This window comes from Streptomyces sp. NPDC017520, assembly GCF_044329855.1.
In the GTDB taxonomy this organism is placed as follows: Bacteria; Actinomycetota; Actinomycetes; order Streptomycetales; family Streptomycetaceae; genus Streptomyces.
On record NZ_JBIRKB010000004.1, the window covers coordinates 44,677 to 67,430 of the forward strand.

18 protein-coding genes are annotated in these 22,754 nt (G+C 72.2%); 7 read left to right on the top strand and 11 right to left on the bottom strand.

Annotated elements, in window-relative coordinates; translation table 11 throughout:
• Window positions 1-683: 683 nt before the first annotated feature.
• Complete coding sequence (locus ACH4KB_RS10965; protein WP_398065674.1) at window positions 684-1,721, bottom strand: glutathione S-transferase family protein; 1,038 nt, start codon at window positions 1,719-1,721, stop codon at window positions 684-686.
• A complete protein-coding gene (locus ACH4KB_RS10970) occupies window positions 1,718-3,217 on the bottom strand; it encodes an MFS transporter (protein ID WP_398065675.1) in 1,500 nt (499 codons plus the stop codon). The genes ACH4KB_RS10965 and ACH4KB_RS10970 overlap by 4 nt, the downstream gene beginning before the upstream one ends.
• 128 nt (window positions 3,218-3,345) lie before the next feature.
• Here ACH4KB_RS10970 and ACH4KB_RS10975 point away from each other — a divergent pair, with 128 nt between their 5' ends.
• From ACH4KB_RS10975 to ACH4KB_RS10985, 3 genes are all read left to right on the top strand, one after another.
• Window positions 3,346-3,741 (top strand): VOC family protein, encoded by a 396-nt coding sequence (locus ACH4KB_RS10975; RefSeq protein WP_398065676.1) that lies wholly within the window; start codon window positions 3,346-3,348, stop codon window positions 3,739-3,741.
• Between the two features lie 204 nt (window positions 3,742-3,945).
• The gene (locus ACH4KB_RS10980; protein WP_398065677.1) at window positions 3,946-5,025 is read left to right on the top strand and encodes a glycoside hydrolase family 5 protein; all 1,080 of its coding nucleotides are present in this window, start codon (window positions 3,946-3,948) and stop codon (window positions 5,023-5,025) included.
• A gap of 188 nt (window positions 5,026-5,213) precedes the next feature.
• A complete protein-coding gene (locus tag ACH4KB_RS10985) occupies window positions 5,214-7,622 on the top strand; it encodes an endonuclease/exonuclease/phosphatase family protein (RefSeq protein ID WP_398065678.1) in 2,409 nt (802 codons plus the stop codon).
• Window positions 7,623-7,711: 89 nt separating this feature from the next.
• Here ACH4KB_RS10985 and ACH4KB_RS10990 read toward each other — a convergent pair whose 3' ends face one another.
• Genes ACH4KB_RS10990 through ACH4KB_RS11000 form a run of 3 tightly spaced genes read right to left on the bottom strand, consistent with a single transcriptional unit; the run spans window position 7,712 to window position 10,138 of the window.
• Complete coding sequence (locus ACH4KB_RS10990) at window positions 7,712-8,620, bottom strand: alpha/beta fold hydrolase (RefSeq protein WP_398065679.1); 909 nt, start codon at window positions 8,618-8,620, stop codon at window positions 7,712-7,714.
• A 22-nt stretch (window positions 8,621-8,642) separates the two neighbouring features.
• A complete protein-coding gene (locus ACH4KB_RS10995) occupies window positions 8,643-9,908 on the bottom strand; it encodes a beta-ketoacyl-[acyl-carrier-protein] synthase family protein (RefSeq protein WP_398065680.1) in 1,266 nt (421 codons plus the stop codon).
• Entirely contained in the window at window positions 9,905-10,138 is a 234-nt protein-coding gene (locus tag ACH4KB_RS11000; RefSeq protein WP_398065681.1) for an acyl carrier protein, read from the bottom strand. The genes ACH4KB_RS10995 and ACH4KB_RS11000 overlap by 4 nt, the downstream gene beginning before the upstream one ends.
• A gap of 243 nt (window positions 10,139-10,381) precedes the next feature.
• Between ACH4KB_RS11000 and ACH4KB_RS11005 the strand changes: the two genes are divergently transcribed.
• On the top strand, window positions 10,382-10,828 hold the full coding sequence (locus tag ACH4KB_RS11005; RefSeq protein WP_398065682.1) for a nitroreductase family deazaflavin-dependent oxidoreductase: 447 nt from the start codon (window positions 10,382-10,384) through the stop codon (window positions 10,826-10,828).
• A gap of 169 nt (window positions 10,829-10,997) precedes the next feature.
• Here ACH4KB_RS11005 and ACH4KB_RS11010 read toward each other — a convergent pair whose 3' ends face one another.
• The gene (locus ACH4KB_RS11010) at window positions 10,998-11,546 is read right to left on the bottom strand and encodes a hypothetical protein (RefSeq protein WP_398065683.1); all 549 of its coding nucleotides are present in this window, start codon (window positions 11,544-11,546) and stop codon (window positions 10,998-11,000) included.
• Window positions 11,543-12,145, bottom strand: coding sequence for a TetR/AcrR family transcriptional regulator (locus ACH4KB_RS11015; protein ID WP_398065684.1), 603 nt, complete (start codon window positions 12,143-12,145; stop codon window positions 11,543-11,545). Before ACH4KB_RS11015 ends, ACH4KB_RS11010 begins: the two co-directional genes overlap by 4 nt.
• Before the next feature lie 152 nt (window positions 12,146-12,297).
• On the opposite strand from ACH4KB_RS11015, the gene ACH4KB_RS11020 reads away from it, so the two are divergent.
• From ACH4KB_RS11020 to ACH4KB_RS11030, 3 genes are all read left to right on the top strand, one after another.
• Complete coding sequence (locus ACH4KB_RS11020; RefSeq protein WP_361874796.1) at window positions 12,298-13,029, top strand: nitroreductase family protein; 732 nt, start codon at window positions 12,298-12,300, stop codon at window positions 13,027-13,029.
• A gap of 245 nt (window positions 13,030-13,274) precedes the next feature.
• Window positions 13,275-14,828: an N-acetylmuramoyl-L-alanine amidase gene (locus ACH4KB_RS11025; protein WP_398065685.1), complete on the top strand. Its 1,554-nt coding sequence runs from the start codon at window positions 13,275-13,277 to the stop codon at window positions 14,826-14,828.
• An 86-nt stretch (window positions 14,829-14,914) separates the two neighbouring features.
• Window positions 14,915-15,286 carry a hypothetical protein gene (locus tag ACH4KB_RS11030; RefSeq protein ID WP_398065686.1) on the top strand — a complete coding sequence of 124 codons (372 nt, stop codon included), beginning with the start codon at window positions 14,915-14,917 and terminating at the stop codon, window positions 15,284-15,286.
• Window positions 15,287-15,330: 44 nt separating this feature from the next.
• Here ACH4KB_RS11030 and ACH4KB_RS11035 read toward each other — a convergent pair whose 3' ends face one another.
• The 4 genes from ACH4KB_RS11035 to ACH4KB_RS11050 form a co-directional block, all read right to left on the bottom strand.
• On the bottom strand, window positions 15,331-16,002 hold the full coding sequence (locus tag ACH4KB_RS11035; RefSeq protein ID WP_398065687.1) for a hypothetical protein: 672 nt from the start codon (window positions 16,000-16,002) through the stop codon (window positions 15,331-15,333).
• Window positions 16,003-16,140: 138 nt separating this feature from the next.
• Window positions 16,141-19,800, bottom strand: a complete 3,660-nt coding sequence (locus tag ACH4KB_RS11040) for a S8 family serine peptidase (protein ID WP_398066052.1) — start codon at window positions 19,798-19,800, stop codon at window positions 16,141-16,143.
• A gap of 204 nt (window positions 19,801-20,004) precedes the next feature.
• Window positions 20,005-21,147: an XdhC family protein gene (locus ACH4KB_RS11045; RefSeq protein WP_398065688.1), complete on the bottom strand. Its 1,143-nt coding sequence runs from the start codon at window positions 21,145-21,147 to the stop codon at window positions 20,005-20,007.
• A 35-nt stretch (window positions 21,148-21,182) separates the two neighbouring features.
• Window positions 21,183-22,640 (bottom strand): NCS2 family permease, encoded by a 1,458-nt coding sequence (locus ACH4KB_RS11050; protein WP_398065689.1) that lies wholly within the window; start codon window positions 22,638-22,640, stop codon window positions 21,183-21,185.
• Window positions 22,641-22,754 lie beyond the last annotated feature (114 nt).

Genomic DNA, 22,754 nt, shown 5'->3' on the forward strand with positions numbered 1-22,754 from the left:
GTCCGGAGTCGGGCCACATATGCGTCGGACGGCATGGTGAGAGGCCGTCAAAGGAGAACTCGCCATCCGGCAGCCCCTCACCTTTCCCCTCGTCCCCGGCATGGCAGCGCCGCGACACACTCATTCGCAGACCGCGGGATACGTGACCCGTCCGGTCCGAGGGCACGGGCCTGCCGACGGCGACGCGGAACGTGAACGTGGCTGAGCGGGCAGGATCATGAAAGATGACCCGGGGTGTCGCATAGCCGAGATAGCCGCTCACCGTCTTCCAGCTGCACGGGCGCGATGGCCGCCGGCCCTCCCCGCGCAGCACAGCGATCCATACGTCGGCCTCGGGGAGCAGATGGCCAGAGATCCGTCGGCGCAGACGGGCGACACCGGCCCGGTGGGGGCCGGCGTGCCGTACGTGGTCAGCGATGAGCAGACCGCGCTCCGTGGGAAAGGGGATGAGCCGACGGGCGTTGCAGGCGTTTCCGCTACGAGCGATCGCCCAAAGGTCGGCCTCCTCCATCGGCGCTTCCACGCCCAACCACGCCGATCATGGTCAGTGTCCGTTGATGGGCGCTGGCGACCCGTGGACGCCACTGCTGACGGGCGGCGAGTACCTGCTGGAATGCAGGTTCGCGGCCGATCAGGGGGCGAGCGAACCTATCGGGACTCCAGTAGCGCCGGGCGCCCCGAAGTCAGGCGGCGGGCACGGGGGTGACCCGCTCGCCCGGGGGGACGGGGCCCGGGGGTGTGCCGTCGCCGAACGGGCGGCCGCCGAGCTGTTCGCGGTGGTGGGGAGCGGTCCAGCCGGAGAGGTCGGGGCCGACGGGGACGATGCCGGTGGGGTTGATGCCCGTGTGCACCTGGTAGTAGTGCCGCTTGATGTGGTCGAAGTCGACCGTGTCGCCGAATCCGGGTGTCTGGTAGAGGTCGCGGACGTAGCCCCACAGGACGGGGTCCTCGGTGAGTTTGTTCCGGTTGCACTTGAAGTGGCCGTGGTAGACGGCGTCGAAGCGGACCAGGGTGGTGAAGAGCCGGATGTCGGCCTCGGTGATGGTGTCGCCGACCAGGTAGCGGCGGTCCGCGAGGCGGGCGGAGACCAGGTCGAGGCGGCGGAACAGGGCGGCGTACGCCTCCTCGTACTCCTCCTGGGAGCTGGCGAACCCCGCGCGGTACACGCCGTTGTTGACGTCCCGGTAGATGCCCTCCATGACCTCGTCGATCTCGTCGCGCAGCGGTGCGGGGTAGAGGTCGGGGGCGCCGGGCCGGTGCAGGGCGGTCCATTCCGTGGCGAGGTCGAGGGTGATCCGCTGGTAGTCGTTGGTGACCAGTTTCCCGCTCGGTACGTCCACGATCGCGGGCACGCTGACACCGCCGGGATAGTCGCGCTCCCGGGCGTCGTAGGCCTCGCTCAGATGGCGGATGCCGAGGACCGGGTCCTTGCCGCCCGGGTCGAGGGTGAAGCGCCAGCTGCGGTCGTCCTGGATCGGGTCGGCGACGGCGAGCGACAGCGCGTCCTCCAGGCCGAGGAGCCGCCGGGAGACCAGCGCGCGGCTCGCCCAGGGGCAGGCGCGGCTGACGACGAGCCGGTAGCGGCCCGGTTCGACGGGCCGGCCGTCGCGTCCGTCGGCGGTGATCCGGTCGGCGAAGTGGCTCCGGGACCGCTTGAACGGCTTGTGGCCGTAGGAGGTGTTGCCGTCGCTCCCGGCGCTGTCCGCTGTCGTGTCGTTCATACCGCGCTCCTCGATGCGTCGCTCTGTTCGTGTGCTGTACGTCGTCGGCCGCGCCGGTCGGCTCCGACCTCGGCCAGCGCCACGACCAGGGCGGCCAGCACGAAGGCGACGGAGACGACGAGCCCGTGGTCGTAGGCGTCGGCCCAGCCGTCCGGGCCGACCTGGGCGAAGAACACCGCGCCGACGGCGGCGATCCCGATCGCGGAGCCGACCCGCTGGCCGGTCTGGAGGGTGCCCCCGGCGCTGCCGGCCCGGTTCACCGGGACCTCCGCGAGGGTCAGCGTCTGGTTCGGGGCGATGACCAGGCCGCTGCCGAGACCGGCGAGGAGCAGCGGGGCGGCCATAGCCCAGCCGACACCGGTGCCGGGGACCAGGTGGACGGCGAGGGCGGTGCCGGCGAGGCCGAGCGCGACCATGGCCAGGCCCGCCACCACGAGGGGGCGGCCGAAGCGCCCGACGAGCCGGCCGCCGATGGACGCGGCGACGCCGGAGCCGAGGGCGAAGGGGGTGATGGCGAGTCCGGCCTGGAGGGCCGAGTAGCCCAGGCCTGACTGGAGGTAGAGGGTCGTCACGAAGAAGATCGAGGTGAAACCGGCGAAGTAGAGCAGGATCAGCAGGCAGCCCAGCCAGAAGGAGCGCAGCCGGAACAGCGACAGGTCCAGGACCGGGTGGATGCGTCCGCCCGCGCACCGCGACTCCCAGGCCACGAACGCGGCGAGCAGGACCCCGGCCAGGACGAGCAGCAGCCACTTTCCGTTTCCGGGCCACTGCTGGGCCTGGACGAAGGGCAGCAGCAGCGCCAGCACCCCGGCCCCGAGCAGGGCGACGCCCACCGGGTCCAGCTCGCGTGGTCTCACCCGCCCGGCGGACGGCGTGTCGGGGAGCAGCCGGTGGGCGAGCAGGAGGCAGACGGCGCCGAGCGGGAGGTTGACGTAGAAGACCCAGCGCCAGCCGTGGTCCGGTCCGGCGGCCTGGATGAGCAGGCCGCCGAGCAGCGGACCCACGGCGGTCGAGATGCCGACGACGGTGCCGAACATGCCGAAGGCCCGGCCGCGCTCGCGCCCGGAGAACATCTGCTGGATCAGGGCGGAGATCTGTGGGGAGATCAGTCCGCCCGCGATGCCCTGCACCAGGCGGGCGACGACCAGCCACAGGCTGGACTGGGCGGCCCCGCAGGCGGCGGAGGCCAGGGTGAAGAGGGCGAGGCCCGCCATGAAGACCGCCCGGCGGCCCCGCGCGTCGCCCAGGCGTCCGGCGGGGATGAGGAAGAGCCCGAAGGCGAGTGCGTAGCCGGAGAGCACCCACTGGAGGTCGGACTCGGGGGTGTTCAGGCCCTCCCGGATCGACGGAAGGGCCACATTGACGATGGAGACGTCCAGCAGGGTCATGAAGCCCGCCACCAGGCAGACGGCCAGGGCCCGCCAACGCCGGGGGTCGGGTCCGTCCGGGGCGGCGCCGCCCCCGGCCGGCCCGGGATGCTCCGCGCTCCGTGCCATGGTTCGCACCTTAGGTCGCTCGGGGTGTTTCCTCACCCGGGACGCGTCCGCACCGGTGGCCCGGATTCCGGATTCCCGGACGGGCCCGTGGCGGCGTGGCAGCGCCCGGTGGGGGTACTGGTTCCCGCATGACTGTGGAGAAAACGAGCGTCCTCGTCCTTGACTGCGCCGAGCCCATGGAGCTGGCCGAGTTCTACGCCGCTCTGCTCGACGCGGAGATACGGATCGGCTCCGACCCCGATTTCGTCGAGATCGTCGGCAACGACGGCGTCCGGCTGGCGATCCGCCGCGACCACGGCTACGCCCCGCCGAGCTGGCCGCGCCCGGAGGACTCGCAGCAGGCGCATCTGCGGATCCTGGTCGGTCCCGAGAACATCGACGAGGCCGAGCGGGAGGCGATCGGGCTGGGGGCCAGGCCCGTCGACACCGGCGACAGCAACAGCGGCCCCCGGGACGTGAGGGTGTACGGGGACCCGGCGGGCCACTCCTTCTCACTGGCGGTCTATCCGCTGCCGCAGGGCTGAGCGCCCCGGGAGGGCCGGGCGGCACACGGGCACTATCGGCGCACAAGGACGCGCGCTCGGCGGCAGGGTCCCAACAGGCGCTGCCGCCGAGCGCGTTGATAGGCAGCAAAGTTTCCCAACGCTGTTGACGTCAATTGGTAGGAAGCTTTACTTTCAGTTCTGCCGACATGGCGCCTCCCACCCCCCTCCGAAGGGAGCACCACCATGCACCAGCGCACCAATCCCCCCACCGGATCCGCCCCCACGACCGGCCGCCGCTCAATGGCCCGCAAGGCCCTGCTCGCCGCGTCCGCGCTCGGTGTCGTCACCGCACTGATGGCTCCCGTCCGGGCGGGAGCCGCTCCGGCTCCCGTCTCCCCCACCGCCGCCACCCCGCTCGCCGCCAACGGACAGCTCTCCGTCTGCGGCCGTCAGCTCTGCAACGACTCCGGCCAGGCCGTCGCCCTCAACGGGATGAGCACGCACGGCACCCAGTGGTACGCCCAGTGCGTCACGGACGGATCGCTCAACGCCCTGGCCCAGGACTGGCGCGCCGACGTGCTGCGCGTCTCCACCTACGTACAGGAGGGCGGGTACGAGACCGACCCGGCCGGATTCACCGCCCGTGCGCAGAAGTTCGTCGACGCGGCGCACGCACGTGGCATGTACGCGGTCATCGACTGGCACATGCTCTCCCCGGGCGACCCGAACGCGAACCTGGCGCGGGCGAAGACCTTCTTCACGGCGATGGCGAAGAAGTACAGGAACCACCCGGGTGTGCTCTACGAGATCGCCAACGAGCCCTCGGGGGTGAGCTGGTCGCGCATCAAGTCGTACGCGGAGCAGATCATCCCGGTGATCCGGGCCCAGGACCCCGACGCGGTCGTGCTGGTCGGGACGCGCGCCTGGTCGTCCTTCGGCGTTTCCGAGGGTTCCAACGAGTCGGAGGTCGTGAACAACCCCGTCCGCGCATCGAACATCATGTACACCTTCCACTTCTACGCGGCCTCGCACCGTGAGGAGTATCTGAGCGCGCTCGACCGGGCCTCCAACAAACTGCCCGTGTTTGTCACCGAGTTCGGCACGCAGAACTACGCGGGCGAGGGCGCCAACGACTTCACCATGTCGCAGCGCTACCTCGACCTGATGAAGCGCAAGAAGATCTCGTGGACCAACTGGAACTACTCCGACGACCACCGTTCCGGGGCCGTCTTCAAGACCGGCACGTGCGACGGGACCAACTGGACGGGCACCGGGGTCCTGAAGGAGGCCGGGGTCTGGATCCGCGACCGCATCCGCCAGTGACCCCGGCCGTCCGGCCGGGACGCCCACGCTCATGACCCGCCCGGTGCGGTCCTCCCCCGACCGCACCGGGCGCCAGTTCGAGGTTCTCACCCGGGATACGCCCGGAATTAACCTCCAACGCCTTGTCATGCCTGTTCTACGCGCATAGTTTTTGCCCCTACTACTCAGTTCAGTTGGGGGCACCTCCCGTGCAGATACACAGATCCGGTTCCGTCCTGCTGACCGGCGCCGTCGCCGTCGCTCTCGCGGTGACCGCCCTGCCCGCCGCCCAGGCGGCCCCGTCGGCCACCGCCGTCATCGCCGAGGTGTACGGCGGCGGGGGCAACTCCGGCGCGACGCTGACCCGGGACTTCGTCGAGCTGGCCAACGCCGGCTCCGCGCCCTTCGAGGTCGGCGGCCTCAGCGTCCAGTACCTGCCGGGCAGCCCGTCGGCGGGCTCCCGGTGGCAGGTCTCCGAGCTGTCCGGGTCGATCGCGCCCGGCGGCCGCTACCTGGTCGCCCAGGCCGCGGGCACCGGCGGAAGCGTCGCCCTTCCCACCGCCGACACCACCGGCACGATCGCCATGGCGGCGGGGAGCGGCACCGTCGCCCTGGTCTCCGGAACCGCCCCGCTCACCTGCAAGTCGGCGGCGGACTGTGCGGCGGACGCCCGGATCGTCGACCTGGTCGGTTACGGTTCCGCGGTCGTCCGGGAGGGCGGCGGCCCGGTCTCCGGCGCGTCGGCCACCGCGTCCGTCGCGCGGGCCGCCTCGCTCGCCGACACCGACGACAACGCGGCCGACCTCGCCGCGGGCGCCCCGACGCCGGTCAACACCAAGGGCGAGACGTCCGGCGGCGGGCAGGAGCCGGAGGAACCCGGCCCCACCGAGCCCGGCGACGTACGGATCCACGACATCCAGGGCACCACCCGGGTCTCCCCGCTCGACGGCAAGGCCGTGACCGGCGTCCCGGGCATCGTCACCGGAGTGCGGGCCAGTGGCTCGCGGGGCTTCTGGATCCAGGACACGGCCCCCGACGGCGACCCGCGCACCGGCGAGGGTTTGTTCGTCTACACCGGGTCCACCGCGCCGGCCGTGCGGGCCGGCGACACGGTCCTGGTCAGCGGAAAGGTGACCGAGTACTACCCGGGCACCGGCACCCAGTCCCTCACCCAGATCACCGCGCCCCGCACCACCGTCCTGTCCTCCGGCAACGCGCTGCCCGCCCCGGTCGTCCTCGACGCCCGTTCGGTGCCCGGCCGTTACGTGCCCTCGGCGGACGGCGGGGCGATCGACGCGCTGCCCCTGGACCCGTCCCGGTACGCCCTGGACCTGTACGAGGCGCTGGAGGGCTCCCGGGTCGAGTTCGCCGACACCCGGGTGACCGGGGCGACGACCGCGTACGACGAGATCTGGGTGACCGTGAAGCCGCGGGAGAACCCGACCCGGCGCGGCGGCACGCGCTACGCCTCGTACGAGGACCAGAACACGGGCCGCCTCAAGGTGATGTCGCTGGACCCGGCGCGGCCGGTCCCGACGGCGAACGTCGGGGACGTGCTGGAGGGCCGCACCACCGGCGTGCTCGACTACGCGAGCTACGGCGGCTACAACGTGCAGGCCACCGAGCTGGGCACGGTCGTCGACAAGAAGCTGCGGCGCGAGGTGACCCGCAAGCAGAAGAAGAACGAGCTGGCGGTCGCCACGTACAACGTGGAGAACCTCGACGCGCGCGACGACCAGGCGAAGTTCGACACCCTGGCCGAGGGCGTCGCGGTGAACCTGTCCTCCCCCGACATCATCTCGCTGGAGGAGATCCAGGACGACAACGGTGCGGTGAACGACGGCACGGTGGGCTCCGAGGCGACGCTGAAGCGTTTCGCCGACGCGATCGTCGCGAAGGGCGGGCCGCGCTACGCCTGGCGCTACATCTCCCCCGAGAACAACAAGGACGGCGGCCAGCCCGGCGGCAACATCCGCAACGTCTTCCTCTTCAACCCCGAGCGGGTGTCCTTCACCGGCCGCGCGGGCGGCGACGCCACCACGCCGGTACGCGCCGTCGACACCTGGAAGGGCGTCGAGCTCTCCGCGTCCCCGGGCCGGATCAATCCGGCGAGCCCGGCGTGGGACAACAGCCGCAAGCCGCTGGTGGGCGAGTTCGTCTTCCGGGGCAGGCCCGTCTTCGTCATCGGCAACCACTTCGCGTCCAAGGGCGGCGACCAGCCGCTGCACGGCCGCCACCAGGAGCCGACGCGTTCCTCGGAGACCCAGCGGATCCAGCAGGCCGTCGAGGTCAACTCCTTCGTCGCCTCCCTGCTCGAGGCGGACAGGTCCGCGCGGGTCATCACGCTCGGGGACATCAACGACTTCGAGTTCTCCCCGACGATGAAGGCGCTGACCGAGAACGGGGCGCTCAAGCCGCTGATCACGACGCTCCCCTCCTCGGACCGGTACAGCTATGTCTTCGACGGCAACTCGCAGACGCTGGACCACATCCTGACGAGCCCGGGCATCCGGCGTCCCGACTACGACGTGGTGCACATCAACGCCGAGTTCGCCGACCAGGCGAGCGACCACGACCCGCAGGTGGTGCGGATCAAGGTCGGCGGCTCCTGGCACTGAGGTACCGAGGCACCGACCCGGCGGGGCGGACCGGATCACGGGTCCACCCCGCCGGGCCCCGGCTCAGGTCCACCCCGCCGGGGCCCCGCTCAGGTCCGCCCGGCCGGGGCGCCCGCCTGGCGCGGCAGGGTGACGGCGTCGGCCTCGTCGGCCACCGGCTCCCGCCCGGTGAGGAACCGGGAGACCAGTGCGGCCACTTCGTCGGCCCGCTCCAGGATCACCCAGTGGTCGGACTCCTCGATCGTCAGGAACCGGCTGCCCTCGATCGTCGCGGCGAACTCCCGCTGCCGCGCGGGCGACGTCACCGTGTCGTGCTCCCCGGCGAAGACCAGCGCCGGTACGCCCGTGAGGCCGCCGGAGAAGTCGGGCCGGTCGGCCAGCGCCCGGTACAGCGAGTCCGTCACGTGCGGCGAGTGGGTGGCCACGTGCAGGAAGGAGCGCCGCACATAGCGGCGGGCCAGCTCCCGGCGGTGTACGGGGCGTTCCGGGTCCAGGCAGATCAGGGCGTCGGCGGCCGTCGCGGCGAACCCCTCGCGGTCCCCTGCGGCCAGCTGCTGCCTGGCGCGCTCCCAGCCGGCGACCTGGACCGCGTCGACATGGACCGGGACGCCGCCGAGGGCGAGGCGTGCCACCCGCTCCCGATGGCGGCGGGCGAAGCCGAAGGCGATGGCGGTGCCGTAGGAGAATCCGAAGATGTTCAGCCGGGGCGCGCCGATGTCGTCGGCGATGCCGAGCACGGCCCGGCGCAGCAGCTCGGCGCTGGGGCCGGGCGGGAGCGGGTCGGCGCTGCCCATGCCGGGCAGGTCGGCGGTGATCACGTCGGTCGCCGGGCTCAGGTGGTCGTCCATCTGTGGCCAGCCGAACATGCCCTGGAGCGCGCCGCCGAGAATGAGCGTCGGCTCGGTGGCCGGGGGCTCGCCGGGGTGGGCGCGCGGCAGGACTCGGTAGCTGTAGCGCACTCCGTCGACCGCCAGGGGCCGGATGATCTCCTCGGGCATGTGCTCGTGCGTTCCCTTCCGTTCAGGTCCTGGTGAGGACGAGTGCCGCATTGTGGCCGCCGAAGCCGAGCGAGGTCTTGACGGCGCAGTCGAAGGAGGCGCGGCGGGCTTCCTTGGCCACCACGTCGATCGGGATGCTCGGGTCGGGGGCGTCCAGATTGACGGTGGGCGGCACCAGTTGCCGCTGGAGGGCGAGCACGGTGAGCGCGGTCTCGATGCCGCCCGCCGCGCCGAGGGTGTGGCCGGTCATCGCCTTGGTGGAGGTCACCAGGGGGCTCTCGCCGAGGACCCGGCGGAGCATCGTCGCCTCGATCAGGTCGTTGGAGAGCGTCGAGGTGCCGTGGGCGTTGACGTGCCCGACGTCGGCCGGGGAGAGGCCCGCGTCGGCGAGCGCGGTGCGCAGGGCACGTTCGATGCCGAGGCCCTCGGGGTCGGGGGCGACCGGGGAGTGGGCGTCGCTGGACGCCCCGTATCCGCTGACCTGGGCGCGGACCGTGGCGCCCCGCGCGCGGGCGTGGTCCGGGTGTTCCATGACGATCAGCCCGGCGCCCTCGCCGACGACGAAGCCGTCGCGGTGGGTGTCGAAGGGGCGGCAGGCGGCCGTGGGGTCCTCGCGCCGCGTGGAGGCGGCCTTGAGGCTGCAGGCGCTGGCGATCAGCAGGCGGGTGCAGGTGGATTCCGCGCCCCCGGCGATGACGATGTCGCAGGCCCCGGAGCGGAGCATCTGGTGGGCGGTGCCGATGGCGACGGTGCCGGAGGAGCAGGCGGTGGAGACGGCCTGGCTGGGCCCGTGGACGCCGAGGTCCAGGCTGACGCTGCTGGCCGCGCCGTTGACGACGCTGAGCGGGGCGAGCTTCGGGGAGACCCGGCGGGGTCCGCGCCCGGCGAGCGCGGCGTGCTGCTCGTCGTAGAAGGGCAGCCCGCCGTGGGCGGAGCCGACGACGACACCGACGCGGCCGCTGTCCCAGAGGGCCGGGTCGAGTCCGGCGTCGGCGACGGCCTCACGGGCGGCGATGACGGCGAGCTGGGCGAACCGGTCCATCAGCCGCTGGGCGGCCACCCCGAGGACGGCTCCCGGGTCGCAGTCGGTGACGGAGTAGAAGAAGTCGCAGGACAGCCCGTCCAGTTCGGGCCGCGGGCCGGCGGAGGGCGCGAGTCCCTCGGTGACGCCGTGCCAGGCGGCGTCCGCTCCCGTACCGGCGGCGGTGACCAGGCCGACGCCGGTGACGGCGGCGGCGAACGGGGCGAGCGGCGCCCGGCGGTAGGGCCGGCCGGTGGCCGCGCTCATGCGGAGACCTTCCCGTCCACGGCCTCGACGAGGCGGTCGAAGGTATCGCGCGAGGTGAGCGTGACGTCCTCCAGGTCCACGTCCAGTCGGTCCTCGATGTGCAGCCGCAGCTCCTCCAGCGCGAGGGAGTCCAGCCGCAGCCGGTGCAGCGGAACTTCGGGGCGGATGGCCCCGGGGTCGGTTCCGAACTTCGCTACCAGCAGGGCGCTGATCTCTTCCGAAGTGCTCATTGGCGCTCCTGGGATCGGTGACGCGGTGACGCCGGCCGCGTGAGGGAGGTGAGGGGAGGGGCCATCGGGGGACGCCGGCTGCTCCGGAAGGACCCTTTATACGCCTTCCCGGGCGGGTTCCCGGTCCGCGTTCCCCCGTCCGGTGGGAGGGCTGTCCAGGTGTACGAATCCGGGGTGCGGTCCGGGTGGGTGCCAGGATGGGGGGCGCAGCCCGTACGGGACGGCACGAGAGAAGGAGAAACCATGACGGCCGAGCAGGACGCCAACGCGGAGGTCGCGCTGAGCCCCGCCGACTGGGTCGCCCGGCAGGCCGAGCTGTACGAGTCCTCCGGCGGTACGCAGGGCACCACTCAGCTCGGTGTGCCCTGCCTGCTGATGGACTACGTCGGCCGGCGCAGCGGAACGGTGCGGCGCACGGTGCTGATGTACGGGCGGGACGGCGAGGACTATCTGATCGTGGCGTCCAACGGCGGCTCGGACCGCCCGCCGCTGTGGTACCTGAACCTCCAGTCCACGCCGGAGGTCGAGCTCCGCGTGAACACCGAGCGGTTCGGGGCCGTCGCGACGACGCTCCCGGCCGAGGAGAAGGCGCGGGTCTGGCCGGGGCTGGTGGAGCTGTTCCCGCGCTACGGGGAGTACCAGGCGGGCACCGAGCGGGACATCCCGGTCGTCCGGCTGACACGGCGCTGACCGGTCGTCCGGCTGACACGGCGCTGACCGGTCGTCCGGCTGACACAGCGCTGAGTCGTCCGGCTGACACAGCGCTGAGTCGTCCGGGGCCAGGGGGTGTCTGGTACACGTCGCCGCGCGGAAGTGTTGCAGACACCCCTGGGCACCGGTCCGTGCCGAGCGCCCGGGATCACCGCTCCGGGAGCAGGTGGGCCAGCAGCAGCTTGATCACCAGGACGGGTGCGAACCAGGCCAGCTCGCCGGGGACGGCCACCGAGGTCGTCGCGGCGGTGATCACCAGGGCGGAGACGGCGAAGGCGACCGGTCGCCGGAGCTCCGCAGGGGCGATCAGGACGCATGCCGCCCCGGCGAGCGTGAGGGCGTAGACGACGCCGGCGGAGATCCAGCCGAACCCGGGGACGAGCAGGGCCAGGGCGAACGGCTGGATGTGGGCGGCCACGAACGCGAAGTGGTGGAGCCGGGAGCGCCCCGGCCGGTGGAACCGGCGCTTGGCGGACCGGGTGGCGTTGACGACCGTGCCACCGAACAGATCGAAGGCCACCACGGCGATCACGGTCAGCGCCGGCCACGCGTACGGGGCGCGCAGGGCGAGGGCAGTCGCGAACACGGTGCCGGCGAGCGCCCCCGCGTAACAGACGGCCCGCTCGCCCCGCTCGGCGTCCGGGGCCACCAGCAGCGCGTCGAGCCGACGGGCCGCCGTGACCCCCGCGGCCCTCATTCCGCTCCCCCGCGGCGCAGACCTTCGACGCACACGTCGAGGAGAGGCTCCGTCAGCTCCGCGACCGGCAGGGTGGGGTCGACGAGCCACTGCACCAGACAGCCCTCGATCGCCCCGACGACGACCACCGCGTGCCCCGCGCCCATCCCGGCGCGGCAGACCCCCTCGGCCTCGGCGTCGGCGAGCAGCTCGGCGATCACCACGCGGTACTCCCGGTACACGGCCGCGATGTCCACCCCGCCGGGTGCGCCCCGCCGTCCGGCGGCCCACAGGTCGATGAGGATCCGGGCGAGTTCGGGCTCGGCCACGACCATGTCCAGCACCGACCGCACCAGCCGGGCGAGCCGCTCCAGTCCGTCTCCCGGGCCGGTGCGGGCCCGCTGGAGCACCGCCCGCGCGTGGGCCCTGTACTCCTCGAAGGCGGCCGTGAGCAAGGCGTCCCGGCTGTCGAAGTGGAGATAGACGCTGCCCTTGGCGACGCCCGCCTCTCCGGCGACGTCGTCCACCCGGGTGGCGGCGAACCCCTGCCGGGCGAACACCCGCACCGCGGCCTTCAGGATCAGGTCCCGGCGCGCCGCCGGGTCGGCTCTTCTGGCCATGTCGTGGCCCCCCTGTCGAATGACTGACCGGTCAGTCATTGTAGGGCACCGCACGCCAACTGCCGCCGCCGCAGCGGAAACCGGGGCGGGCCGCACCTTCGCGCGCAGGGCGGGGAGACAGCGGCGGAGTCACCTGCCTAAACTCCGCGATCATGACCATGGAAACGGTTCAGGCCGACCCGTCCGCCCTCGGCGGCCCCGCTCTCTTCGACACCATGTCCACCATGCGCGCCATGCGCCGCCTCAAGCCGGACGCGGTGCCGGACGAGACGGTCGAGCAGCTGATACAGGCCGCCGTCTGGGGCCCCAGCGGCGGCAACATGCAGTGTTACGAGTACGTGGTGGTGACCGACCGCCAGGTGATGGCGCGGCTCGCCCCGCTGTGGAAGCGGTGCGTCGACGCGTATCTGGCGACGACCGGGAAGTACGCCCCCGCGGGCATGGACGAGGCGGCCTACGGCCGGATGGTCGCGGCGATCGAGCATCAGCGCGACCACTTCGCCGACACCCCGGTGCTGATCGTGCCGTGCTACCGGTTCCCCGAGCCGCGTCTGGACGAGGAGGGCCTGGCCGCGTCGGCGCGGGCGCTCGGCCCGGCGGGCACGGAACACATGATGAACACGCAGACACGTTTCCAGGCGCTGGCCGAGGGTTCCTGCGTCTATCCGGGAGTGCAGAACCTGCTGCTCGCGGCCAGGGGGCTGGGGCTCGCGGCGAACATCACCATCTGGCACCTGATGCTGGAGCAGGAGTGGAAGCGGGAGCTGGGCATCCCGGAGGAGATGGCGACGTTCGCCGCCGTGCCGGTGGGGTGGCCCGCGGGCAACTTCGGCCCGGTCCGGCGACGGCCGGTGGCGGACGTCATCCACCGCGACCGCTGGTAGCCTCCGGCCCCGCGTCACCCTCGCCGGCACCCCTGTCGGGTGACACTGGACGTCACCCGACAGGGCTGGCTTGGCTATCAACTCCCCTACGTTTGCAGGATGTTGCCAGCAGAATCACCCCTACAACTCTTTGTCATGCCCACCCCATGTCGATAGCCTGACCGTGTTCGGCACCCCTCTGGCCCACCCCGGGCCCGAGGGCTTTTCTCTTCCCTCCACGCCCACCCCACAGAGCAGGAGCCCTCATGCCCCTACGCACCGCCGCCCGGACCCGGGCCCGTGCCTGTGCCGTGGCGGCCGTCATGGCCACGGCCCTCCTCGCGACCGGGCACCCGGCGACCGCCGCCCCGCGAGCGGACACGCCCGACCCGATGAACCGCGCGTTCGCCGAAGCGGCGGACGCGTACGGCGTACCGCGCGATCTGCTGGCCGCCGTCGGCTACGGCGAGAGCCGTCTCGACGGCCACGCGGGCGCGCCCAGTCAGGCGAACGGCTACGGCGTGATGCATCTGGCGAGCAACCCGGCCAACCGCTCCCTGGAGAAGGCCTCCGAGCTGACCGGCGAGAGCGCGGCCCGGCTGCGCCGGGACACCACGGCCAACATCCTCGGCGGCGCGGCCGTCCTGCGCGACCACGCCGACGCGCTGGGCCTGGACGCCACCGGGCGCCGGGACGTGAACTCCTGGTATGCGGCGGTGGCCCGCTACAGCGCCGCCGAGGGTCCGGCCGCCGCGCTCTACGCGGACGCGGTCTTCACGTCCCTCGCCGAGGGCGTGTCCGCCACGGCGCCCGGCGGCGAGGAGGTCCTCGTACCCTCCCGCCCGGTCGACCCGGACAAGCGTGCGCTGCCGGCGTCCGACGTCTACGCCGCGAGCCCGGACTACCCCTCGGCGCGCTGGGTGCCCGCGTACTCCGGGAACTTCGTCGTCGGCCGCAAGGCCGCCATCGACAAGGTGGTCATCCACACCACCCAGGGGTCGTACGCCGGTTCCATCAGCTGGTACCAGAACCCGGCGTCGGAGGTCAGCGCGCACTACACGATCCGCTCCTCGGACGGTGAGGTCACCCAGTCGGTCCTGGAGAAGGACACCGCCTGGCACGCCGGCGGCACCAACTCCTCGTCCGTCGGCATCGAGCACGAGGGTTACGTCGACAACCCGGCCTGGTACACGGAGGCGATGTACCGGTCCTCCGCCGCCCTCACCAAGCACCTCGCGGCGCGGTACGGCATCCCGAAGAACCGGTCGCACATCATCGGCCACAGCGAGGCGCCCGGCGCCGACCACACGGACCCCGGCCCCAACTGGGACTGGGACCACTACATGGAGCTGATCGACGGCGACCCGGGCAGCGGCGGCGACGGCCTGACCTTCCCCATGTACACGACCCAGCGGTCCGGCTCCACCGGCCCGCAGGTCAAGGCCGTGCAGACGCTGCTCAACGCCCAGGGTTACCAGGCGGGCGCGGCGGACGGCAGCTTCGGGCCCACCACGCAGAGCGCGGTGCAGGCGTTCCAGCGGGCCCGCGCGCTGGAGGCCGACGGGGTGGTCGGCCCGAAGAGCTGGACGGCCCTGCTGTCGGCGGGCACGACCCCAGCGCTGTCACGGGGCAGTTCGGGCGACGCGGTGAAGCGGCTTCAGCGGTCCCTGACGGCGGCGCTCGGGACCACCGTCGGCGTGGACGGCAGTTTCGGCCCGGCCACGGAGACGGCGGTACGCGGCTACCAGACCGGCCGGAAGCTCGTGGTCGACGGCAAGGTGGGCCCGGCCACGTGGGAGGCGTTGCAGAGCGGGAAGTGAGCGTGGCCCCGGGCGGGCCCCGCTTCGGCTCCGGGGAGGCCCGCCCGGGACTGCCGGGCGGGCTTCCGGCCCGGTAGGTTCGTCCCGTGTGCTACTACGCGATGACGCACTACAAGCCGCACTTCGCCTGCGTCCCCTGCCGCGTCAGCTTCAAGCGGCATCCCTCGGGCGACCGGGAGCAGCCGTGCCCGAACTGCGGTCGCGCCCTCGTCTGCGCCGGCCACGACTTCGCGCCCCCGCCGCGCCGTGACACCGCGGCCTGGGGTGCGGTGGCGGCCGTCCTGGGAGCGGGCCTGCGTTACGAGGGCCTGGAGCCGTGCGGCTGCGGCAAGCTGCCGCGATTCCGGCCCCGGAGGCGCTCGGAGGTCAGGGCCCGGCTGGCCGTGGCGGCCCGGACGGGCGTGCCGGTCGCCGAGGCGCTGGCCCGCCGCGACCCGGCGACCCCGGAGGCGGACTGACCGCGACGCCACGGCCGCGAGGCCCACGGTGTCCGGGGCGCGGCCTACTCCCCCGTGCCGACCGGGTACCCGATCTCCTCGACGTCCTGGGCCAGTTCGGCGGGGAGCCGCTCGGGGGCCAGGGCGGCGATCACCTCGTCGGTCAGCGGTCGCAGCGCGTAGACGTGGCGTACGGCTTCGAGGTCGACGGAGACCTCGAAATGGTCCTCGGCCCACTCCTGGTAGGACTCGGGGGTACCCGTGACGAGAAGCTGGAAGAGCCAGTCGGCCCCGTCGGAGTCCTCACCGTCCTCCGGGAACTCGATGGCGCCGGCCCGCCAGCGGTCGTCGTCGCTCGCCCGCCAGAGGCAGGCGGTGACGACGGGCATGCCGGACTCGTCGGTGAACGAGGGCTCGTCGACGTAACGGCGGAACACGGCGGGCACCTCGTCGAGCACACCCGGCCAGGGGCCGTCGTCCACGTACGGGCTCATCGGCGACTCGTGGTCGAAGCCGCGCGCGTACGCCCCGTCGGCGGAGAAGACCACGGAGTACTCCCCGCCCGAACCGTCCCGCATCGAGGCCATCGCCTCCGTCGGCGACCACCGCGCGTCGAAGCCGTGCCAGCGGTGGTCCCACTCGGGACACAGGATCGCGTCGAGCATCGCCAGGGAACGGCAGAGATCGGTGAGGGCGGATATGCCCGGCAGCCTGCGGGCCACGTCGTGAACGCTCATGGTCATATCCAACCGCACCGGCCCGGCGGGGTTGTTCGCGCGCTCCCCGGGCACCCGCCGGGCGGACGGTCCGGGGCACTGACCGGCTGAACGCGACGGTCCCGCACCCCCGTGGGAGTGCGGGACCACGTCAGCAGGTCACTTCAGGCCGAAGGCCCGGATGATCTCCTGGTCGACGACGAGCCCGCCGGGGCCCTCCGCGTGCGCCTTGAGCGAGACCGAGGTCGCGCCCTTCGACGGGGTGCGGAACGTGGCGGTCCACTCGCCGGACTTCTTCTTGTGGAGGTCCACCTTCGACCAGTGCTTGCCGTCGTCGTAACTGACCGACAGCGAGGCCTTGTTCGCCTTCACCGCGCCCGGCAGCCATTCCTGGGTGGTGGAGGAGAGGCCGATCTCCGTCGAGCGGCCGGCCCGGACGTCGCCCGCCAGGTCGGTGTCGACGGCGTAGTCCAGCTGGAGCATCGGGATGTCGGCCTGCTGGGGGCCGCCCGGCTCCAGGGCGCCGGAGACGAAGCCCCACTCGGAGTGGGTGCGGGTCGACGTCTTCCAGGTCTCCGCGTCACGCCGGGAGTCGATGACCAGGCGGTACGGGAGCTCCTCGGCGGGGAGGTCCCAGGCGAATCCGGCCCTGCCCGCACCCTTCTTCAGCTCCTTGTCACCCTGGTGGAGGGCGTAGGAGGTGGTGTCGTACTCGTTCTCGGGCATCGAGCCGGAGTGACCCGCGCCCGCGTCCGTCCACGGAGTGATGTTGAACTGGAGGTCGTTGCTCACCGTGCGGAACGGCCCCCAGTAGCCGGTGCCGAGGCGGGGGCGGACCACCGGGGCGAACCACTCGGCGCGGTAGTCCTCGCCCGCCCGGTAGTCCAGCTCGGCGCTGCGCATCTCGTGCGCCCGGCCGGACTGCTCCGCGTCGAGGACCGCGTGGTTCTCGTACCAGAAGGAGTCGCCCGGCAGCGGGTTGACCCATTCGGTGCGGACGCCCGGGAACTGCTCGTACTCCTGGAAGCCGAGGCCCGGCCCGTACTCCGGGATGTCGTAGCGGTAGCCGCCGCCGAGCGTCTTCTTGTGGCCGTAGAAGGTGTTCTCCACCTTGGCGAGCCGGCGGGTCGAGGGAGCGAACGCCAGCGAGCGGTCCGGGATCGTGCCGTCGTGGCGGTCCACCAGGTCGTACAGGTAGTCCGCGAACTTCTTCTGGTCGATCTGGACCTTCTTGCCGCGCTGCGCCGCCCTGATCAGGCTCTCGCCCGCGGAGGTCTGGACCGAGGCGACCGGAATGGTGGTCTCCTCGCCGTACGGGGTGTAGCTCTCCATCGCCACGCCACGCTCGTCGTTGACGACGAACAGCGCCTTCGCTCCGGCGGCCAGGGCAGCCGCGAGGCGTTCGGCGGGGGTGACGTCGGCGCTGCGGGTGACGACGACGGCCTTGCCGCGCGCGTTCACACCCCGGTAGTCCGCCGGCGCGCCCTTGTCGACGTACACCGACTTGAGCTTCCGCCGGCTGTCCTCGGCGACCGGCGAGCCGCCCTGGACGAAGACCGGCACGTCACGGCCGTCGGCCTCGACGTCGATCAGCTCCTCGCCCTGGCGCCAGCGGGTCAGGAAGCTGAAGCTGCCCTCGGTGACCTTCTTGGTGGGGCTCGCCCACAGCTGGTCGTACGTCAGCGGTATCTGGTACGCGTCGCGCTGGACGGTGCCGTCCGGGGCGGTGCGCGCCATGTCGTAGCGCAGCTGGCGGGTCTCGGTCTCCTTCGGCGTCCGCACGCTGACCTTGTTGGCCTCGGAGGCGTCGAGAGTGACCGTGGTGGACTTGTCCAGGATCGTCTCGGGGGCCGCGAGGAACGCCACGGCCTTGGAGTCGGGGCGGTCGCCGTCGACGTCCACGGTGGACCAGGCTGTGTAGTTGCCCGGCGGCAGGCGCAGGGTGGTCTCGCCGCCGCTGACCTGGACGAGGCCGAGCTGGGGGTCACCCAGTTCGGCGAGGACGACGGCGCCGTCCATCGGCTTGCCCGAACGGTCGCGGAGCTTCACCGTCAGGTCGTGCAGCTCCCTCTCCTTGGTGAGCGCGAAGCCGGTGTGCGCGACCGTCGTGCCCGCCGCGTCGGTGGCGACGACCTGGCCGGAGAAGGTCGTGTCGTTGGCGACCTTCGCCGGGTCCAGGGACAGGACCGCTTCCGCGGTGCCCCCGGCCGGGACGGTCAGCTTGTCGGCGGAGAGCGTGTACGCCGGGTCGTCCGTGTCGGTGGCCAGGTTCAGCGTGACGTCCTCGTCACCCGTGTTGCGGTAGGTGACGGTGCGCTCGGCGACCTCGTCGGACGGGCTGTGCGGCCAGGCGTAGGAGGCGACCTCGACCGAGCCGGTGGCCTCGATCGTCGTGTCGATGGCCGCCTTAACGTCGAGCCGGCCGGTGCCCTGCTCGTACGGGGTGTACGCGTCGAGCTTCTTGGAGGAGGTCATCAGCGCGTCCTTGATGCGCTGACCGGACCAGTCGGGGTGACGCTGCTTCAGGATCGCCGCCGCGCCCGCGACATGGGGCGTGGCCATCGAGGTGCCCGACATCGACTGGTACATGCCCTCGATGCCGGGGATCGACTGCGAGGCGGCGGCGTTGATGCCGACGCCGGGGGCCGACAGGTCGGGCTTCAGGCCGTGGGAGCGGACGAGCGGTCCCATCGAGGAGAAGTCGGCGCGACCGTCCTGCTTGTCGACGGCGGCGATGGTGAGCGCCTGCTCCGCGGAGCCCGGCGAGCCGATGGTGCCCGCCCCGTACGCGTTGCCCGCCGCGATGACGAACAGCGGGCCGCCGTCCGCCGAGAGGGCGTTCACGGCCTGGGACATCGGGTCGGTGCCGTCGTCGGGCACCGGGGAGCCGAGGCTCATCGAGACGACGTCGGCCCCTTCGGCCTTGGCCCACTCCATGGCCTCGATGATCCCCGAGTCCGCGCCGGAGCCCTCGTCGCTGAGGACCTTGCCGACGAGCAGGTCTGCGGCCGGGGCCACGCCCTTGTTGGCGCCATCGGAGGCGGCGCCGGATCCGGCGATGGTGGAGGCGACGTGCGTGCCGTGTCCGTTCTTGTCGTCGACCTCCTCGCCCGGGATGAAGCTGCGGGCGCCGACGACGCGGTCCTTGACGTCCGGGTGGTCGGCGTCGATGCCGGTGTCCAGGACCGCGACCTTGGTGCCCTTGCCGTCGAAGCCGTCGGCCCACGCCTGCGGGGCGCCCACCTGGGGCACCGACTCGGTCAGCAGCGCCTCGGAGCGGCCGTCCAGCCAGAGCTTCGCGATCCCGCTGTCCAGCGAACGGGCCTTGTCGTCACGGGTGATGGCGCTCCAGAAGGTCCGCGCGTCGTCCTTGTCGGCCGTGAGCGCGGCCCCGTTGACGGATTCGAGGGTGCGGACCTTCTTCGCGCCGCGCGGGGCGGCGGGCAGCGCCTTGGCGCGCGCGGGCGGGTAGGTGGCGATGAGCGGGACGGAGCCGGTGCCCTCGTCGTCGTAGCCCATCCGCACCAGGGCCGAGACGTTGAACAGCCGCCGGTCCAGGGTGCCCGCCGCGATCAGCGTGGTGGCCTCGTCGGGCAGGACGTACACGTCCTCGCCCGCCTGCTGGATGCGGACGCCGCCGTGTCCGCCGTCGGGGCGGTCCACGGTGACGGTGTCCTGGCCGCCGGGGCCGTCCACGTAGCGCACGACGTCACCGGTGATCAGGGTGACGGTGTGGCTCTCGGTGCGTACGTCGGAGCGCGGGGTCCCGTCGCGGGGTGCTGGGGCGGCGCCGGCGGTGCCCGCGAAGGGGACCAGCATGCCGCCCAGCAGGGCCGCCGAGGTCGCCAGGAGCAGGGCTCTGCGTCCTGGGCGGGCGGATCTCGCCCGGCCGGGAACGGAGGAAGGAGAAGAAGTCATGCAGCTGATCTACCGGTAAATCCGGGGCGACCGCTGCGTTCCGGGCGGGCGGGAAACCGCCGTGGCGGATACCCGCCCGGGGCGGACGGGGCGTTGACGAGTGCTTCAGGCCACCGAGACGAGCGGCTGTCCGCTGCTGTCGTGATGGATGGGGGTGTGGGCGCCGGTGAGGGGTACGCCGCTGCCGCCGCGCCGGACCGCGACGATCTCGGCGGCGATGGACAGGGCCGTCTCCTCCGGCGTACGGGCGCCGAGGTCGAGGCCGATCGGCGAGCGCAGCCGGGACAGTTCACGGTCGGTGAGCCCGACCTCGCGCAGCCGGTCCTCGCGGTCCAGGTGGGTGCGGCGGGACCCCATCGCGCCGACGTAGGCGACCGGGAGGCGCAGGGCGGCCTCCAGCAGCGGGATGTCGAACTTGGCGTCGTGGGTGAGGACGCAGAGCACGGTGCGCGCGTCGGTCGCGGTTGTGGCGAGGTAGCGGTGGGGCCAGTCGACGACGATCTCGTCCGCCTCGGGGAAGCGTGCCGCGGTGGCGAAGACCGGGCGGGCGTCGCAGACGGTGACCCGGTAGCCGAGGAACTTCCCGGCGCGGACCAGCGCGGCGGCGAAGTCGATGGCGCCGAACACGATCATGCGGGGCGGCGGGACGCTGGACTCGACCAGCACCTCGATCGGCCGGCCGCAGCGGGAGCCCTCCGCGCCGATGGCGAGCGGCCCGGTGCGGCCCGCGTCCAGCAGCGCGCGGGCCTCGGCGGCGGCGGTCCGGTCGAGCGCCGGATGGCCGCCGAGCCCGCCCACGTGGCTGCCGTCGGCGCGGACCAGGAGCGGGAGTCCGAGCAGTTCCCCGGGTCCGTCCGTGACCCGCGCCAGCGCGGCCGCCGTCCCCTCCGCGGCGGCCGCGAGCGCGGCGGCGAACACCGGGCGGGCGGGGTCGTCCGCCCGTACCGGTGTCACCAGGATGTCGATGACGCCGCCGCAGGTCAGACCGACCGCGAAGGCGTCCTCGTCGCTGTAGCCGAAGCGCTCGCGGACGGACTTCCCGTCGTCCAGGGCCTGTTGGCACAGTTCGTAGACGGCCCCCTCCACGCATCCGCCGGACACCGAACCGATGGCCGTGCCGTCGCGGTCGACGGCGAGGGCGGCGCCGGGCTGCCGGGGCGCGCTGCCGCCGACCGCCACGACGGTGGCGACGGCGAACTCGCGTCCCTGCGAGACCCACCGGTGCAGCTCTTCGGCGATGTCCAGCATGGCGTATCTCCTTAGGCGGGAAGGGGGCGCGGACGTCAGTGGACGCCCAGCCAGCTCTCGATGGGGTTGAGGGCGAAGAAGACGATGAAGATCACCGTCAGCCCCCACATGAAGGCCCCGACCTCGCGGGCCCGGCCCTGGGCGAGCTTGATGGCGCTGTACGCGATGACGCCCGCGGCGACACCGGTGGTGATGGTGTACGTGAAGGGCATCAGGACCACGGTCAGGAAGACCGGGATGGCGACCGAGCGATCGCTCCAGTCCACGTGCCGGGCGTTCTGCATCATCATCGCGCCGATGACGACGAGGGCGGCGGAGGCCACCTCGGTCGGCACGATCGCGGTGAGCGGGGTGAAGAAGAGGCAGGCGGCGAAGAAGAGTCCGGTGACGGCGGAGGCGAGCCCGGTCCGGGCCCCTTCGCCGACGCCGGTGGCCGACTCCACGAAGACCGTCTGGCCGGAGCCCGAGGCGACACCGCCGATGACGCCGCCGGCGCCGTCGATGAACAGCGCCTTGGACAGGCCCGGCATGCGGCCCTTGTCGTCGGCGAGCTTGGCCTCGGTGCCGACGCCGATGATGGTGGCCATCGCGTCGAAGAAGCCTGCCAGCACGAGAGTGAAGACGATCATGCCGACCGTCATCACACCGACGTCTCCCCAGCCGCCGAACTCGACGTTACCGAAGAGCGAGAAGTCGGGCGCGGAGACCGCGCTGCCCTCCAGCTCCGGCGGGCCGCTGCTCCACTTCTTGGGGTCGATGTCGACGATCGCGTTGATGACGATCGCGACCACGGTGCCGACGGCGATGCCGATCAGGATCGCGCCGGGGATGTTGCGCGCCTGGAGCATGAAGATGAGCAGAAGCGTCACGCAGAAGATCAGGACGGGCCAGCCGGCGAGTTCACCGGCCGGACCGAGGGAGACCGGGGTCGCCGCGCCCTTGTGGACGAATCCGGCCTTGTAGAGGCCGATGAGGGCGATGAAGAGCCCGATGCCCATGGTGATGCCGTGCTTGAGCGCGAGCGGGATCGCGTTCATGATCATCTCACGGAGGCCGGTGACCACCAGGAGGCAGATCACCACACCGTAGATCACGCACATGCCCATGGCCTGTGGCCAGGTCATGTTGGGCGCGACCTGCGAGGCGAGCACACCGGAGACGCTGAGCCCGGCGGCGAGCGCCAGGGGCACCTTGCCGACGAAGCCCATGAGCAGGGTCGTCGCGGCCGCCGCGAACGCGGTCGCGGTGATCAGGCCGGGCTGGCTGAGGAGGTTGCCGTTGACGTCCTCCCCGCCCAGGATCAGCGGGTTGAGCAGGAGGATGTACGCCATGGCCATGAAGGTCGTGACGCCGCCGCGCAGCTCGCGCGCGACGGTGGATCCTCGTTCGGATATGTGGAAGTACCGGTCGAGCCATGATCTTCCGGCGGGGACGCGCGAGCCGGGGCCCGCGGCCTCCGGACTGGTCTTCGGTTCCACTGACTGCTGGGTCATGATGCCTGACTCCCAAGGTTCACAGGGGCACCCGCTTGGAGATTCCTGAATGCGGGATTTGGGATGACTGCGTCGGCTGCACGACCCGGGGACGGCCGGGACGGACTGTTGAAG

What these genes read in the sequence shown, in the direction of transcription:
- ACH4KB_RS10965 (WP_398065674.1), bottom strand. Translation starts at nt 1,721, where the DNA reads ATGAACGACACGACAGCGGACAGCGCCGGGAGCGACGGCAACACCTCC.
- ACH4KB_RS10970 (WP_398065675.1), bottom strand. Translation starts at nt 3,217, where the DNA reads ATGGCACGGAGCGCGGAGCATCCCGGGCCGGCCGGGGGCGGCGCCGCC.
- ACH4KB_RS11025 (WP_398065685.1), top strand. Translation starts at nt 13,275, where the DNA reads ATGCCCCTACGCACCGCCGCCCGGACCCGGGCCCGTGCCTGTGCCGTG.
- ACH4KB_RS11040 (WP_398066052.1), bottom strand. Translation starts at nt 19,800, where the DNA reads ATGCTGGTCCCCTTCGCGGGCACCGCCGGCGCCGCCCCAGCACCCCGC.
- ACH4KB_RS10980 (WP_398065677.1), top strand. Translation starts at nt 3,946, where the DNA reads ATGCACCAGCGCACCAATCCCCCCACCGGATCCGCCCCCACGACCGGC.
- ACH4KB_RS11020 (WP_361874796.1), top strand. Translation starts at nt 12,298, where the DNA reads ATGACCATGGAAACGGTTCAGGCCGACCCGTCCGCCCTCGGCGGCCCC.
- ACH4KB_RS11015 (WP_398065684.1), bottom strand. Translation starts at nt 12,145, where the DNA reads ATGGCCAGAAGAGCCGACCCGGCGGCGCGCCGGGACCTGATCCTGAAG.
- ACH4KB_RS11000 (WP_398065681.1), bottom strand. Translation starts at nt 10,138, where the DNA reads ATGAGCACTTCGGAAGAGATCAGCGCCCTGCTGGTAGCGAAGTTCGGA.
- ACH4KB_RS11035 (WP_398065687.1), bottom strand. Translation starts at nt 16,002, where the DNA reads ATGAGCGTTCACGACGTGGCCCGCAGGCTGCCGGGCATATCCGCCCTC.
- ACH4KB_RS11050 (WP_398065689.1), bottom strand. Translation starts at nt 22,640, where the DNA reads ATGACCCAGCAGTCAGTGGAACCGAAGACCAGTCCGGAGGCCGCGGGC.
- ACH4KB_RS11045 (WP_398065688.1), bottom strand. Translation starts at nt 21,147, where the DNA reads ATGCTGGACATCGCCGAAGAGCTGCACCGGTGGGTCTCGCAGGGACGC.
- ACH4KB_RS10995 (WP_398065680.1), bottom strand. Translation starts at nt 9,908, where the DNA reads ATGAGCGCGGCCACCGGCCGGCCCTACCGCCGGGCGCCGCTCGCCCCG.
- ACH4KB_RS11005 (WP_398065682.1), top strand. Translation starts at nt 10,382, where the DNA reads ATGACGGCCGAGCAGGACGCCAACGCGGAGGTCGCGCTGAGCCCCGCC.
- ACH4KB_RS10975 (WP_398065676.1), top strand. Translation starts at nt 3,346, where the DNA reads ATGACTGTGGAGAAAACGAGCGTCCTCGTCCTTGACTGCGCCGAGCCC.
- ACH4KB_RS10990 (WP_398065679.1), bottom strand. Translation starts at nt 8,620, where the DNA reads ATGCCCGAGGAGATCATCCGGCCCCTGGCGGTCGACGGAGTGCGCTAC.
- ACH4KB_RS11010 (WP_398065683.1), bottom strand. Translation starts at nt 11,546, where the DNA reads ATGAGGGCCGCGGGGGTCACGGCGGCCCGTCGGCTCGACGCGCTGCTG.